Source organism: Pseudomonas sp. GM55, from assembly GCF_000282395.1.
Classification (GTDB): Bacteria; Pseudomonadota; Gammaproteobacteria; order Pseudomonadales; family Pseudomonadaceae; genus Aquipseudomonas; species Aquipseudomonas fluorescens_CC.
On sequence record NZ_AKJJ01000016.1, the window covers coordinates 1 to 14431 of the forward strand.

Annotated in this window: 14 protein-coding genes; 9 read left to right on the forward strand and 5 right to left on the reverse strand. The window is 58.7% G+C overall.

The annotated features are described in order from the left end of the window. Positions 1–617: 617 nt before the first annotated feature. Complete coding sequence (locus PMI31_RS30660; RefSeq protein ID WP_157213256.1) at positions 618–881, forward strand: hypothetical protein; 264 nt, start codon at positions 618–620, stop codon at positions 879–881. A gap of 44 nt (positions 882–925) precedes the next feature. Here the strand turns inward: PMI31_RS30660 and PMI31_RS03015 are convergent, their stop codons facing one another. From PMI31_RS03015 to gltS, 3 genes are all read right to left on the reverse strand, one after another. Further along, positions 926–2665, reverse strand: coding sequence for a dipeptidase (locus tag PMI31_RS03015; RefSeq protein ID WP_008016138.1), 1740 nt, complete (start codon positions 2663–2665; stop codon positions 926–928). Positions 2666–2825: 160 nt separating this feature from the next. After that, positions 2826–3143, reverse strand: a complete 318-nt coding sequence (locus PMI31_RS29665) for a hypothetical protein (RefSeq protein WP_008016139.1) — start codon at positions 3141–3143, stop codon at positions 2826–2828. A 144-nt stretch (positions 3144–3287) separates the two neighbouring features. Next, the gene (gene gltS / locus PMI31_RS03020) at positions 3288–4502 is read right to left on the reverse strand and encodes a sodium/glutamate symporter (protein WP_008016140.1); all 1215 of its coding nucleotides are present in this window, start codon (positions 4500–4502) and stop codon (positions 3288–3290) included. A 466-nt stretch (positions 4503–4968) separates the two neighbouring features. Here gltS and PMI31_RS03025 point away from each other — a divergent pair, with 466 nt between their 5' ends. From PMI31_RS03025 to PMI31_RS29670, 8 genes are all read left to right on the forward strand, one after another. Beyond that, entirely contained in the window at positions 4969–5397 is a 429-nt protein-coding gene (locus PMI31_RS03025; RefSeq protein WP_008016142.1) for a glycine zipper domain-containing protein, read from the forward strand. 278 nt (positions 5398–5675) lie between these two features. Then, positions 5676–6248, forward strand: coding sequence for a DUF2214 family protein (locus tag PMI31_RS03030; RefSeq protein ID WP_008016143.1), 573 nt, complete (start codon positions 5676–5678; stop codon positions 6246–6248). Positions 6249–6820: 572 nt separating this feature from the next. After that, positions 6821–7411: a hypothetical protein gene (locus PMI31_RS31605; protein ID WP_008016144.1), complete on the forward strand. Its 591-nt coding sequence runs from the start codon at positions 6821–6823 to the stop codon at positions 7409–7411. Positions 7412–7542: 131 nt separating this feature from the next. Further along, entirely contained in the window at positions 7543–8385 is an 843-nt protein-coding gene (locus tag PMI31_RS03040; protein WP_008016146.1) for a DUF6502 family protein, read from the forward strand. After that, entirely contained in the window at positions 8382–9962 is a 1581-nt protein-coding gene (locus tag PMI31_RS03045) for a DUF5666 domain-containing protein (RefSeq protein WP_008016147.1), read from the forward strand. Before PMI31_RS03040 ends, PMI31_RS03045 begins: the two co-directional genes overlap by 4 nt. Positions 9963–10063: 101 nt before the next feature. Further along, the gene (locus PMI31_RS03050) at positions 10064–10813 is read left to right on the forward strand and encodes a hypothetical protein (RefSeq protein ID WP_008016149.1); all 750 of its coding nucleotides are present in this window, start codon (positions 10064–10066) and stop codon (positions 10811–10813) included. A gap of 429 nt (positions 10814–11242) precedes the next feature. After that, the gene (locus PMI31_RS31610) at positions 11243–11848 is read left to right on the forward strand and encodes a hypothetical protein (RefSeq protein WP_162130426.1); all 606 of its coding nucleotides are present in this window, start codon (positions 11243–11245) and stop codon (positions 11846–11848) included. Further along, positions 11848–12252, forward strand: coding sequence for a hypothetical protein (locus tag PMI31_RS29670; RefSeq protein ID WP_008016151.1), 405 nt, complete (start codon positions 11848–11850; stop codon positions 12250–12252). Before PMI31_RS31610 ends, PMI31_RS29670 begins: the two co-directional genes overlap by 1 nt. 533 nt (positions 12253–12785) lie before the next feature. On the opposite strand, the gene PMI31_RS03060 is transcribed toward PMI31_RS29670, so the two are convergent. Together PMI31_RS03060 and PMI31_RS03065 are read right to left on the reverse strand one after the other, a co-directional pair. Then, complete coding sequence (locus PMI31_RS03060) at positions 12786–13526, reverse strand: Mut7-C RNAse domain-containing protein (protein WP_008016152.1); 741 nt, start codon at positions 13524–13526, stop codon at positions 12786–12788. 91 nt (positions 13527–13617) lie between these two features. Beyond that, complete coding sequence (locus PMI31_RS03065; protein ID WP_008016153.1) at positions 13618–14418, reverse strand: 2OG-Fe(II) oxygenase; 801 nt, start codon at positions 14416–14418, stop codon at positions 13618–13620. Positions 14419–14431 lie beyond the last annotated feature (13 nt).

Here is a 14431-nt window from a genome sequence, read left to right on the forward strand (position 1 = left end):
TCAGGAGTTGCTTGACCATTGCAACGTCACTGGTCAAGACCAAGCCGATAGCCACACAGCAGGCGATAAGGTGGAAATACACAACGCCCAAACGAACATATTCCACGGCTGGCGAAGAAAGAAAACTAAGATCCATGGTTGCCTCTTTGTTTTAATAGTGAATCAACATGACGCTCGGCACGGATTAATTGGAATTTTCCGTTGCGGATGGCAGTCAATATCCACTCATTACTAATAATTAATCTGGCGGCATTACGCGGCCAAGATAAATGTGAGTTTCACGAATGATCTATTAGTCATTCGGCACTTCCATTTTTAGGTAACAAAAAACCCCAATCGCACTTGGTGCATATGAGGTTTAACTTCCGCTTCTGGGGGGTAGGTGAGGATCAGAGCCCGTGTCACCTGCTGCGTATTCTGAACGGAAAAATCCGTGTGCGTTCATTTTTTGATCAACTTTACTGACCAACGGCAGTGTTCGTGGTTAATTGCACATTGCCAGCTTTGGCGGCGCAGCCCGCGTCGTTGACAGCTTTTCGGCGATTCGGAGGGCGGGGGAGAGCCCCATCGATTTTTTCGTCTTTTTTTCCAGATTCCATAGGGAAAATCGGGTTGGCATGACCAAGTCGGTCATAAAAATCCCCTTGATTTGGTTAACCAACCAGTTAAAAGCACTGCCTTTTTTCCCTCGAAAAAAGCGCACTCGCAGCGTTGCCACAGTGGATGATTATATATTGTGGCCGGTAGCAATCGACCAATGGCCAGACATTCGAGTTGTATTTCCAACAACCCTCGCACACGCCTCAGGCCGCGCCGAACTCCAGGCAAGCGAGCCATTGCTGGCTGGCGGACGCCGCCACGATGACAGTCGATCGTCATGACAGGTCAAGAATCGGACCCGCCAGAAGGGCGGGTCCGACGGGGATCAGAGTTTCGGCAATTGCCCGATGCGGCCCATCATCTCGGTCACGATCTGCAAGTCCAGCAGGAACTGCCCGGTGGTCTTGAACTCGTTGTCGTTGTGACCGGTGTATTTGACGTCCGGCATGGCCAGGCCGAATTGCACGCCATTCGGCAGTTCGTGCACCGACGTGGCGCCGGCGGAGGTGCCGAACTTGTGTTCCATGCTGAGGTTTTCGCTGGCCGCCGCGAGCAGGGCCTTGACCCATTCGCCCTCGGGGTTGCGGTACATCGGTTCGGCAATCGACAGGTCGAAGGCCGGTGCGATCCCGGTCTTCTTGCTCCAGGCGTCCAGCTTTGCGGCGATTTCGGATTTGAGTGCTTCAGGTGATTTGCCCTTCGGCACGCGCAGGTTCACCGCGAGCTTGAAGGCTTTGTCATCCATCCCGACATAGGTCAGGGACGTGGTCAGCGGGCCCATGAACTCATCGGCAAAACCGACACCCAATTTTCCACCCAGGTAATCCAGCCCCCAGTTGTCGGCAGCGTAGCGGGCAGCGTCGGTGATCTGGTTGTGCTTGAGCGCCACCTTGCCGTCAAGGCTATTGATGAAGTCGAGCATCCTGGCCACCGGGTTGACGCCGGACTCGGGTTCGGAGGAGTGCGCGGACACGCCGGTGACTGTCAGTGTGACGTCCTTGCCGTCGGCTTTGGCAGCGACCTCGAAGTTGCCGCCGTTGCGCTTGGCATACTCGGCGCCGGCCTTTTGCAGGCTGGCGGCCAGTTCGGCGGGCTTGTCGGTCACCAGGGTCGCAACCGATGTCGACGGAATCTGGTTGGTGGCCAGGCCGCCGGTCATGGTGGTGATTTCCGCGCCCTGGCCTTGAGCGTTGCGCTTGGCGAAGCTGGCCATGACGGTGCCGTAGCCTTTCTCGGCGATCACCACCGGGTAACCACCATCCAGCGCCAGGTTGTAGTTGGGGGTCGGGTTGCGTTCGAAGTAGTAGGGGATGGCGTCGCCCGTTGTTTCTTCGGTGGTGTCGACCAGCAGCTTGAAGTTTCTGGCCAGCGGCAGCTGCTCTTCCTTGATGATCTTCATGGCGTAGAGCGCCACCACGATGCCGTTCTTGTCATCCTCGGTGCCGCGGCCATACATGCGATCGCCGACCAGGGTGACCTTGAATGGATCGAGGCGGGTGCCGTCCTGCAGCACCCAGTTCTCTGGCGTCACTGGCACCACATCGGCATGGGCGTGAATGCCCACGACTTCATCGCCGGTGCCTTCGAGGGAAATCTCATAGACGCGGTTGTCGATGTTGCGGAAATTCAGGTTGAACGCCTGGGCCAGGCCTTTGAGCTTCTCGGCAATCTTGATGAATTCGGGATTGTCGTGCTGGGCAATGTTGTCCACGCGCACGGTCGGAATGGCCACCAGCTCCTTCAAGGTTTCGGTGGCCGCGCTGCCATATTTCACTCGGGCATAGAGGCCAAGCAAACGATGGATCCGGTTTTGCTGCTCAGCAGTAAGCGACTTGTTGTCGAGAAACGCATGGATGGCCGGACCGAGGTCGTCGGTTTTGGCGATATCGCTCTTGGCCAAACCTTCCAGGAACTGCCTGAAATCCTTGACCGACGCATCACTGAAGGACTTCAGGATGATTGCGCTCTGTTGTGGCGTGATGTTGGCGTGGGCAGCGCTGGTGAACGATGAAAGGCTGGCGAGCATGAGGGTGGTCGCAGCCAGATGCTTGAGTGAAAAATCCATTGCTGGGGGCATTCCTTTGCAGGTGGTTTGTAAGAAATATCTGATCGTTTAATCAGAAACATTTGCAAACTAACACCACGAGCCTGTGAAACGGGAGCCCCTGAAGTGGGATCTGTCGCACAGAAATGCAAAAGCGGCGCAGAAACGAAAAACCGTTCTATCAATGCTTACATTCCGAGAACACCACTTTGCAGGTACCCGGCGTGCCGCCGGATCGGCCGGCATAGCGTATGCAATTACTCAGGGATTTCTGGCGAGCGATGGCCAAAGTGTCGCCCCAGGCGAGGCCACCCTCGCCGATGGTGGGGAGTGCCTTGGCAAAGCAGACTGAGCCGGTGTTTGTGGCTGGAGCTTGGGCTGGAGCCGTAGCCATAGCCGTGCTGGCTTTGCCTGAACATCCGGCCAGCAGCGCCAGGTTGGCGGCGAGCAGGGAAAACAGGATCCATGACGAGCGTCGGCGCGCAGTTTGTCCTGTCATCCCGGTTCCCCCTGTCTCAAGAGGCGTGTTCGAGGTTGTGTCTATTCAGATTAGGCGCCTGTCAGGACATCATCCAACTTCGGCTGGTTTTTTCCTCAATCAACAGAGTCATGTGTTTTTGGCATTGGTCCTGCCCAATTGGCTCTATAGACCACTGAACATACTGATGATCACGGCATTGACCAGGTCAATGAAAAAGCCACACACCAGCGGCACGATCAGGAAGGCCTGGTGGGCGGCACCGTACTTTTGCGTCACGGTCGACATGTTGACGATGGCCGTCGCCGTGGAACCGAGGGCAATCCCGCCGAATCCGGAAGCAATCACGCTGGCTTCGTAATTGCGCCCCATAAAGCGGAACACCACAAAATACGTATAGATGACCGTCAGCAGAATCTGCAGGGTCAATGCGCACAGAATGAACATCAACGCGCCGCTGAGTTGCCATAGCTGAAGCCCCATCAGGGCCATGGTCAAAAACATGCCCAGACAGATATCGGAGATCAGCGACAGGCCCAGGCTGGCACCGCTCCAGGTTTTCAGTCGTTGATCGCCCACAAAGGCCAGAACGAGGTGGTGAATGACGATGCCCGCGAACAGACAACTGACAAATTTCGGCAAGGTGACGCCGGCTTCGACCAGCAGCAGGTTGAGCCCATAGCCGAGCATCAGGGTCAGGTTGAGCCACATCCAGGCCCAGAGCACGTCGTAGTAGTCCAGTGGCTTGCTCGGTTGTTGCTCGAGAATGCCGACTTCCAGGTCCGCATCCCGGGACGGCGTCAGTTGATAGCGGCGTATCAGTCGGTTGGCGATAGGGCCGCCGATGACGCATGCGGCAATCAGGCCGACGGTGTTGCTGGCGATGCCCAGCTCGTGCGCGTTACCGATGCCCAGTTTTTCGACGAAAAGCGGTGCCCAGGCCAGGGTGGTGCCCACCCCGCCCGTGAGGGAAATGGAGCCCACCATCAAACCGGCCTTGGGATCGAGTCCAAAAGCTTGGGCCACACCCATGCCCAGCGAGTTCTGCAGGAGAATGAACACCGCGGCGAGTAACAGCAGGATCAGCAGCGGGCGCCCACCCTTGAGCAGTTGGCGCATGTCCGATTTCAAGCCAATGCCGGCAAAGAAATAGAGCAGCAGGGTGTCGCGAACCTGCAGATCGAATTCGATCTGGATATTCAGGCCGAAGTAAAGCAAGGACGTAACTGCCGCACAGACGAAGCCGCCGACGACCGATTCGGGGATGCAGTATTGACGGAGAAAGGCGTTGTGCTGGACGAGTGTTTTGCCGAGGAAAAGCAGGAGAATGGCAAGGGTGAAACTCACGAGGCCGTGAACTTGCAAGAGCTGTGAAGTCATTTAAGGCCTACCTAAAAACTGGAAAATCATTATCAGGATTCGGTCAGTCAATGTTTAGACCTGTATCAATGACTCGGTCGATACAGTAACTGCCAGCCTTGCTTTCAGATGGCTCGCTGATCATCCGCTACGTCTTTACGCCAGGAGTGAGGACAGCCTAGCCTAAATGGGAAAACCCACTGCGTTCGCATAGGCCGTCATCACGTCGCCGATGGCCAATCAAATATCTGACATTAGCGCTCGATCAGACTTGTAGGAGCGAACTTGCTCGCAATGGTCGTTAACGATGCCGCGTGTTTACTGACTAAACACAGCGCTCTTGAGTCCATCGTCGGAACGCCGCCCGGAGCAAGCTCGCTCCTACAGTGAGTAGATCGTTATCAACGCACGGCTGGAAATGTGTTGACCTGACTGTTTCGTACCAACAGACTTTCGTTCTCTTGTGTATTTCTAATAGGTCTGTTTGATGCGTAAATCATTCTCCGTCTTAGCGTTAAGTCTTCTTGTAGCGCAGTACTCCCTTGCCGGCGAAGCCACCAACACGGCTGTCGGTGGCGGTCTCGGCGGTGCCCTTGGAAGCGTGGTCGGCCAGGCCATGGGGGGTAGCACGGGCGCCGCGATCGGAGCCGGTGTAGGCGGTGCGGCTGGGGGCGCAATGACGGCGAAGAGCGGCAAGAAGACGGAGTCAGCTATTGGTGGTGGTCTCGGTGCAGCGGGCGGTCAGGTCATCGGCAACAGTGTCGGCGGTTCCACCGGTGGCTTGATCGGCGCCGGACTGGGCGGCGCGGCAGGTAGTGCTATCGGCAACAATATGGCCGATGACGACCACCACAATTCCGACTACAAACATAAGAACAAGTATAAATATAAGCACAAACACAAGCATGACGACTGATTGCGGGTGCTGAGATAGAGCTATCGAGACAGTTGTTTCAAAAGGGGGCGGGCTAACGCCCCCCCCTGATTGCCGCCAACAGCGCAGGCCAGCGACCCGGCTACATTCATCCTCCACAGCAATGACCATCTCTATGTGTAAAGACCACTGCATTGCGGTCGGTGCTGCACATGTTGATGAAAGCTTATCTTGAAAACGCAAATGCTAATTTGTATCATTAGTTTTCAATATCAGCGAAGCAGGGAACGCAGCGCCCAAACAATAATAAGGTCAAGGCAATGCTCAAAATGCTTCTCGTATACGGTCATCTGCTTGCTACGTGTATTGCCCTGGGGAGGGTGTTGCAGGCGGATCACAAGCTTTGGAGTTGGCGCAAGGAAACACTGGACCAGGCGCGGCTTGAGTACATTGATGAAACTCAGAGGATCGTCAGCCTCGCCCTGCTGGCCCTTTGGGCAAGTGGATTGTTGCTGGTGCTCCAGGGTTACCTCAACGAAGGCGATGCGTATCTGCTCAATCAAAAACTCTGGGCCAAGGTGACTGTCGTCACGCTACTTAGCCTGAACGGTGCATTGTTGCATCGAGTTGGCTTCCCGCTGCTGCAAAAGGCTCCATTCGTTGCACTGCGCAGTGCAGGCCGCACACGGCTCGCCTTGTTGGGCGCGCTTTCCATGAGCGGTTGGCTGTTCGCCGCTTTCCTGGGGGTGGCCCGAGCCTGGAATCATGTGTTGCCTTATCAACATGTGATGGGAGCATTCGCCGCATTCTCGTTACTGGCTTGTTGCGTGGCACTTGCAGTCGCCAGCAGGGCGGGCAGTGTCGATGCGCAAGAAAACTCGGTCCCGGGGTAGCTATCAATGACGTGCAGCCGGTTCGTTGGCTTGTGCGAAGTCCGCTGAATTGTGGCGGGCTTCAACGAATCGGGCTGCAGTCAGGGACATTTGCGAAAACGCTGGATGTCTTCGTCCGGGAAGCGGGGGGAGAGGGTGAGTCCTTCGCCTGTTTGAAGACCTTCGACTGCGCAAGAACTGCACCGAAATGTTCCAGACTTGTCCCCCCTGTCGAAAAGGCTGATCAGCTGATACTGGTAGTGCTGGCAGTCCTCCCGCCCCATTCCGGTGTTGTCCCAGCCGCCGTCACGTCTCGGTGATCGCCCGTGGTAGAGGCCTTTCGACCACTCGTCCTGTTCCATGGCCAATTGGCCATCTCCCGATAATTCGATGGTGCCCCCAACCGCCGGTCGGCTTTCTCCTGTACCGGTTGACCTTGAGCCAGAAAGGGCTAATTTCAATGCGTGGGAAAAAATCCCACGCTAAATATTGAAGATGGACTGTAAGTCTGACGGGTTGCTCCCTAGCCGCTCCCGGTTTGCAACGCGGATAGCGTTGGCACTGCTCGCGGCAAATCATCAGGAGAATGCACGATGAACACTTACCTGCTTTTCAAGAAAGGTTTACTGGCGCTGGCCATCGGCGGCGTCCTCTCGGCTTCCATCGTTTTGGTACCCGATTTCGTTTCCCATGATTCGAGTGCCTATGCCAAAGATGGCGGCGGCGGCGGCGGTGGCGGTGGCGGTGGCGGTGGCGGTGGCGGTGGCGGTGGCCACGGCGGAGGCGGTAGTGGCGGTGGTGGCAATGGCGGTGGCGGTAGCGGCGGTGGCGGCCATGGTGGCAACGGCGGTGGCGGTAGCAGTGGTGGAGGCCATGGTGGCAACAGTGGTCACAGTGGCAGCGACCATGGGAATGGGAATTCAGGCCATGGCGGTCCTGGAAGTTCGAACTCCGGTCGCGGTGGCACCCATGCAGAAGCAGGTGACGACCACGGCAACCACGTCGGCGGTGAGCCGGGTGATGACCACGGTGTTCACGTCGGCGGTGAGCCGGGTGATGACCACGGCGTTCACGTCGGCGGCGAGCCGGGTGACGACCGCGGTGTTCACGTCGGCGGCGAGCCGGGTGACGACCGCGGCGTCCATGTCGGTGGCGAACCCGGCGACGACAACAGCCAGATGTGAGGCGGGCTGATGACCTCATGCAAAACCCGGGGGACGGGTTTTGCATGAGGCACGGCAGAAATACATGCCTGCATTCATGGGATTATTTCCCACACGGCTATACTGGGGTTATCTGACCAGGAATGCACTGAATGCAATCGTCTACCTTGCCCACCTCGCTCCTCAAAGCCTTGCGACATGTCATGCGGCCGCTGGTACGCCTGATGCTGCGCAAAGGTGTGACCTATCTGGTGTTTGCCGACCTGCTCAAGGAGGTTTTTGTCGAAGTGGCTGACCGTGAGTTCCGTCTGGGCGACAAGGCTCCGACCGACAGCCGCATCAGCCTGCTCACCGGCGTGCACCGCAAGGATGTACGGCGTTTGCGCAACACCAGCGACCCCGCTTCCTCCACGCTCCCGGAAAACATCACCTTCGGTGCGCAACTGGTCAACGCCTGGACCAGCGCACCCTTCTGCAATGACGCCGGCCAGCCACTGCCATTGCCTCGATTGGCCAGTGTCGGCGGCGACTGTTCCTTTGACGCCCTGGTGGCGAAGGTCAGCACGGATATCAGGGCACGAGTGGTGTTGGACGAGTGGCTGCGCCTGGGCGTCGTCCGCCTGGACGAACAGGAGCGCGTGCACCTCGAAGCCCAGGCCTTCGTGCCGCAAAAGGGCTTCGATGAGAAAGCTGCTTACCTGGGGCATAATCTGCACGATCATGCCTGCGCCGCGGTCCATAACCTGAGCAGCGAGGGGCCGGCCTTTTTTGAACGCAGCGTCCACTATGACGCACTGGCCCCGATGAGCGTCGAGGCACTGCGCGAGGCCGTTGCCAATGAGGGGATGCAGACCCTGTTGAGCTTCAACCGACTCGCCGCCGAACTGGAATTCCAGGACCTGCCCAGCCTTGAAGCACGCCAGCGCATCACGGTCGGCCTGTACTTCTACACTGAGGCTTCCGACTCCAATTCATCGATGGCCCCTAAGCCATGACAGTCAATTTGCGCCTGATTCGAGCAACCGCCCTCGCTCTGGGCTTCGGGTTTGCGATTACGTTGCAAGCAGCCCCAGCCTGTGTCAGCCAGAATGATGCGGGCACAATTGGAGTGCCGGTCATACAGGCTCCTGGTGGCACCGGCGGTACGGGCGCGGCGCCTGGCGGCATGGGCGGTACTGGCATAGGCACCGATAACGGCGGGGTGGGCGGTACCGGCGCACCGATGACAAAACGCCCCGGCGGCATTGGCGGCACCGGTGCCGTTGCAGGCGGTGTAGGTGGCACGGGCATCAGCGACGACAACGGCGGGATCGGTGGCACCGGCATTGTCGGCACCATCACCGGGTTCGCCTCGATCTGCGTCAATGGCGTGGAAGTGCACTTCAACAACAATGTGCCTGTCAGCGAGAACGGTATTGACACCACCAGCACCCAGCTGGCAGTAGGCCAAGTGGTGGCCGTGGAAGCGTTCAAGTCCCGGCGCGGTCTGGAGGCCGGGCGCATTTCCATCCTGCATGTCTATGAAGGGCCCTTGACAGCCCTGCCACGCGATTCCATGCCCATGCGCGTCATGGGGCAACCGGTACGCCTGGCCAGCGGTGCTCAAGTCGCTGCCGGTCTGCGCCCGGGTGATCCCGTACGGGTCAGCGGGCTGCGCGATGCCCGTGGTGAAGTGGTGGCCAGCCGCATCGACCGCGCGCCCGGGCTCAAGGAGGCCAGTGCTATCGGGCCGGTGGATCGCAGCGGTTATCTCCAGGGGCTGAAACTCAGCAATCACCCTGGTCCGGCGCAGGAAATGCTGGTGCGCGGCCAGTGGTCCGGCCGTGAGCTGGACGTGACCCAAAGCCGCCCCGACCCGAGCCTGCCCTTCATTGGCCGGGTACGCAATGCAGTGATCGAGGGGCTGGTGCAGGGCCGGCAGGACCGCCATGTGGTGGTGGGTGGCTTTAATGTGACGCTGGCGCGCGACACCGTATTTGTGGGTGTGCAGCCTTCGGAGCTGGCGCTGGATCGACGCGTGCGGGTCACTGGCGTGTTCAGCGGCGCGCGGGATGTGCAGGCCATTCGTATCGAAATGCCCCGCGAGCGTTCCGATTCGCCAGCCGGGAACCAGCACGGGAAACCCCGAACCAGTGAGCAAAACACGGACGACTCAAGTGGATCGAGTAACTCGGGTAGCTCCAACAGCTCGGACAACTCTGGTAGCTCGGGCAGTTCCGGCAGCTCGGGGGGCTCGGGTATTGACAGGAGCGGCCGCTCCGGCAGCGAAAACAGCGTCGGCGACGATACTCGCCGCGGGGGCATTGACAGTCATGGCGGCGGCGACAGAACGGAAAGCGTGGACAAGTCCGGCAGGTCGGAGCGTGTCGAGCAACCCGACAAAGTCGAGAGGGTAGAGAGGGTAGAGAGGGTAGAGAAAGCGGAAAAGGTCGAGCGCCCCGAAAAGGTTGAAAAGGTCGAACGCCCGGAGAAAGTCGAGAAAGTTGAACGGCCAGAAACAGTCGAGAAGGTAGAGAAAGTCGAAAAGGTCGAGCCGGTTGAAAAAATCGATCACTCTGGCAGGCCGGGTTAAAAGTGCAGTCGTGATGCACTATCGTCATAAGTGACTAGGCTGGGTAAGTCACACAACAAAACACGCGTGTGAACTTCGATGACGCAAGACACGAGGTGAACATGAACCGCAAGCGCATCCTGTTCGTCGGTTTGCTTGCCAGCCTGGCCTTGCCAGCCCAGGCCGATACCTTCACGACCTCGATCGGCACCGACTACTCTCGGGGCGATTATGGCACCGGTACGACTTCCGAAACCTGGTACGTCCCGCTGGTGGGCAAATACCAGACCGGCCCCATGACCTACAAGCTCACCGTGCCCTGGCTGCGGATCACCAACCCTTCGGTCGGCCCCGACGGCGAGCCGCTGCCCGGCGGCTGCGGCAAAGTTGAAAGTGGTTTGGGCGACACTATCGCCGGTGCCGACTATGCCGTGTTTGAGGACAGTGTTGGCGGGCTGTTCGTGGACCTGATCGGCAAGGTCAAGTTGCCTACAGCCGACGAAGACAAGTGCCTGGGCACCGGCAAAACCGACTATTCCGCCCAGGTCGATGTCACCAAATCCTTTGGTCTTGTGACCGGATTTGCCACCCTGGGCTGGAAAAAATTCGGCGATCCGTCGGGCTCCGACTTCGACGACCCGATATTCACCAGTCTGGGCTTCGCCATACCCGTGTTTACGCGCACCTCGGCGGGCGCGTCCTACGACTGGCGGCAGAAGGTTGTTTCCACGGGCGACCCGATCAAGGAGCTCACCCTTTTCCTGACGCACAAGCTCAATCAGCACTGGAAGTTTCAGTTGTATGCCGTCAAGGGCTTTTCCGATGCCAGTCCGGATGGCGAGGCTGGACTGTTGTTCAGTCACACCTTCTGATACCCACCCTGCTTTCCTGCACTGATCGAGACCGGGGCCTGTTGCACCCCCCGGTTCGGTGACGCCGGCCAGTAAGTTTTGGTGTCCGTGAGAATCAGTCCAGATGTTCGGTCGTTGACACTCGGGCTGACAGCACTAATCTATAGGTGTGGGAATAATTCCCACGCAAATTTGCTAACTGGCTCTGAGGGATCGTGCGGATACCGCAGTTGCTCGTTATTGCTGCAGATTTATGTTCGTGCCGGTTGGTTGGCCGCTCCAATGGGCGGCCGGGAACTCACTGGACATTGCGTTCGATACGGAGATGACGACGCAACTCCAAGCGGAGGTGCATCATGCTGCTCAAGAAATGTTTGTTGGCTCTGGCGATTGGCGGAGTCCTGTCGGCATCGACTGTCCTGGTGCCTGATTACATCGGTAGTTTCTCCAGTGTATATGCCAAAGACGGTGGCAGCGGTGGAGGCGGTGGTGGTCACGGCGGAGGCGGTGGCTCCGGAGGTGGTGGTCACGGTGGTGACGGCGGAGGCGGCCACGGCGGAGGCGGTAGCGGTAGCGGTGGCGGAGGCGGAAGCGGAAGCGGTGGCGGCGGTGGTCACGGTGGTGACGGCGGAGGTGGTCACGGCGGAGGCGGTAGCGGTGGCGGTGGCTCCGGAGGTTCCGGAGGCGGTGGTCATGGTGGTGACGGCGGTGGTCACGGTGGTGACGGCGGTGGCGGCCATGGTGGTGCTGCAGGCCATGGCGGTGACGGTCATGGCGGTCCGGGGCGCGGTGACGCTGACCATGGTGGTATGGCCGGGAACAGAGGCCCGGGCAATGCGCATGACAACGACAACGACAACGCGGATGACAACGACAACGATGCCGCACATGCAGCCAGGGACGCTGCCAGAAACGACGCAGATGCAGCCCGGGACGCTGCCAGAGCTGAAGCGAACGCAGCCCGGGATGCTGCCAGAGCTGCTGCAGATGCAGCCCGGGATGCCGCCAGAGCTGATGCGGACGCAGCTCGGGACGCTGCAAGAGCTGCTGGCGTAGTGGGCGCCGATGCAGCCCGGGACGCTGCCCGGGCCGCGGCAGATGCAGCCAGGGACGCTGCCCGGGCTGCTGCAGATGCGGCCCGGAACGCTGCCAAGGCAGACGCCGATGCAGCCAGAGAGGCTGCCAAGGCTCAGGCGAGGGCAGCCAGAGAGCCAAGAGAAGCCAGAGAGGCTAACGAGGAGGCTAACGAGGCGGCCAGAGAAGCTAACGAGGCGGCCAGAGAGGCTAACGAGGCAGCTAACAAGGCTGCCAGAGAAGCTAACGAGGCGGCCAGAGAGGCTAACGAGGAGGCTAACAAGGCGGTCAGAGAGGCTAACGAGGAGGCTAGAGAGGCGGCCAGAGAGGCTAGAGAGGACGCCCTTGATGCGCCGGATGTCGACGTGGTTGAGGTAGAGAACTAGGCCTGCACCTGGTGCAATGTGCACGGCAGGCATACCCGTAGAAAACGTCCCGGGAGTCTGAGGGACGTATCGGTAAAGAGTCGCAAGCCCTGTAGAGTCACGGGGGTTTGCGACTTGTTTTTGAACTGTTTGAAGTTTGTTTGGTGGTTAAGAAATGCCCGGCAAGTCGCCGGGCATTTTCATTCCTGAAACCTTTGTCGCAGGGGATCAGTTCGCCGTTTCCGGTTGAGACTCGGCGGCCCCCCCTTGGCCGCCAGTGGCTTGCTTCTGGTGTTGACCCTGGCCCGACAAATGCGTGAGCACAATCTGCGTCACGGGGTCGATGCGGCCTGTTGATGATGACGGACACCTGTATTGTCTGGCAATGACAGGTTCAGGCCACTTGCTGTCCGTCGCGAAGGGCTGCAAACGACCGGAGAGACGTCGGCAAACAGTGGGTCAGATTCAAGATCCTGGAGTAACTGCTTCCGGCCGTTATCTACCTGACGCAAAACCTGGTTATCCCCGGCACGCAGCCGGCCAGATGCGCGCGGCTATCGGTCCAGCAGAGGTGCCAGCAGTGCACACATGCCGCGCCAGTGCGAACCCTCCCAGTAAACTCGTTGGCAGGCGTCGCAGCGCAGGAAGTGTGAATAGAGGACACCAATGCGTGGTGGCACCTGCGTCCGGGCCAGTTCCAGGCTGATCTCGTGCAGCGGCAGGTTGCAATGGAGGCACAGGCTGAATGGCCGCGCGCTACGCGCCAGGTCGAGGCGCTCGTACAATTCGCGCAGTTGCAGTGACGGTTTCAGTGCGTGCACGTAACAGCCGTGGCTGATGATCCGCCGCTTGAGCAGTTCGCGGTCGCGGGTTAGCACGATGCGTCCTTGCTGCGCAGCGATCTCGGCGATTTCGCCATCCTCGAAGCCATTGTCGTAGAGGGTGTCGAAGCCGCTCATGCGCAGCAGGCTGGCCAGCCCGCCAAGGTGCGCATCAGCGACGAAGCGCAGCACCCGTAAAGGTTGCGCGCGAACCTTGAGCAGCGGGCTGATGTCCAGCGCTTCGAACTTGGGATACACCGCCAGCCGGTCACTGTCGAAGATCGCCCGCTCGAGGCCCACCGACTCGCCGTTGAGCAGCACCAGTTCGACCTCCGTGTGCGGTACTCCGAGCGCCTCGATCATGTGCTTGACCGTCGCCCCTTGCGCGCATTCGCAAGTAAAGGACTGCCGCCGCCGTTCGGCCGGCAGGAAATCGTTGAGCTCCTCGTAGAAGCGGAAGGTTGCACTGGTCATGTTGAACAGTATGGCAGGGCTGCAGGATGAGCGAGCCCAGTCCGGGCATCTTCTCCGGCAGGCCCCAATCTTTCAGCGGGCGCTTCGTAGCTTATTTCTTCTTGATCAGTTTACTCATGTAGTACTTTAGGCTTAAACGATCTTTGGGCCTTGGTTTATAGTGGGTTTTGTTTCTTTGTGTGGGGTCGGCCGCCATGGTTCCTGCGGTGTAGTAATAAAGCGCTATAGACTTGCGGGTGATGTGCTCTGGAGTCGTTAAAGGCTCCGGGTGCCCATGATTGCTGTCTTTGTCTGTGTTGAAAATGACACAGCGATTGTAAATTGGCAGGACTTTTTTAAGGCAGGTTTTCATGTCGACATCCCAGAGTTCCAGGTTGCCGCCGTACTCCTCTCGCCAGTCTTCACTCAGGTAAATAATGACATTCAGTCTGCGCTCGACATTAAGCTTTTTGTTGAGCCTGAAGTCCGAATGCACACCCAGGAAACCACCGCTTTTCGTTTCATGCAGGCCGCCACCGGTAAAGTAGGGGTCGGGTATCAAGCCTTCGATGCCTGTGAGCTTTTCAAGAAACTGCAGCATGGGCGCCGAATTGAAGGCGTTGAAGATAGTCTTCAGATAGGGGGAGCATTCGTTGGGACTGATTTGACGTTTTCGTTGGCCTTTATAACCGCGCTCGTAGAGCATTTCGTTGTTGGTTGGCTCGATTGGGAAGTGCGAGCAGATGCTTGCAATCAGCTCTTCGTGCAAGAAATTGTCGATGACGATGTGCGGAAATGGCGTAGCCTGAACATAGCGACTGGTCAATGAGCCACCGAAGGCGCTAGCGGCGTGTTGGTCGAAATCAAGCTCTGGGGATAGGGTCATAGGTAGTGCTTGAGTGATGGGTGCCATTATCGCTCCAATA

Excerpts from the sequence above, each read along its gene's own strand:
- PMI31_RS30660 (WP_157213256.1), top strand. The coding sequence starts at position 618 with ATGACCAAGTCGGTCATAAAAATCCCCTTGATTTGGTTAACCAACCAG.
- PMI31_RS03015 (WP_008016138.1), bottom strand. The coding sequence starts at position 2,665 with ATGGATTTTTCACTCAAGCATCTGGCTGCGACCACCCTCATGCTCGCC.
- PMI31_RS29665 (WP_008016139.1), bottom strand. The coding sequence starts at position 3,143 with ATGACAGGACAAACTGCGCGCCGACGCTCGTCATGGATCCTGTTTTCC.
- gltS (WP_008016140.1), bottom strand. The coding sequence starts at position 4,502 with ATGACTTCACAGCTCTTGCAAGTTCACGGCCTCGTGAGTTTCACCCTT.
- PMI31_RS03025 (WP_008016142.1), top strand. The coding sequence starts at position 4,969 with ATGCGTAAATCATTCTCCGTCTTAGCGTTAAGTCTTCTTGTAGCGCAG.
- PMI31_RS03030 (WP_008016143.1), top strand. The coding sequence starts at position 5,676 with ATGCTCAAAATGCTTCTCGTATACGGTCATCTGCTTGCTACGTGTATT.
- PMI31_RS31605 (WP_008016144.1), top strand. The coding sequence starts at position 6,821 with ATGAACACTTACCTGCTTTTCAAGAAAGGTTTACTGGCGCTGGCCATC.
- PMI31_RS03040 (WP_008016146.1), top strand. The coding sequence starts at position 7,543 with ATGCAATCGTCTACCTTGCCCACCTCGCTCCTCAAAGCCTTGCGACAT.
- PMI31_RS03045 (WP_008016147.1), top strand. The coding sequence starts at position 8,382 with ATGACAGTCAATTTGCGCCTGATTCGAGCAACCGCCCTCGCTCTGGGC.
- PMI31_RS03050 (WP_008016149.1), top strand. The coding sequence starts at position 10,064 with ATGAACCGCAAGCGCATCCTGTTCGTCGGTTTGCTTGCCAGCCTGGCC.
- PMI31_RS03060 (WP_008016152.1), bottom strand. The coding sequence starts at position 13,526 with ATGACCAGTGCAACCTTCCGCTTCTACGAGGAGCTCAACGATTTCCTG.
- PMI31_RS03065 (WP_008016153.1), bottom strand. The coding sequence starts at position 14,418 with ATGGCACCCATCACTCAAGCACTACCTATGACCCTATCCCCAGAGCTT.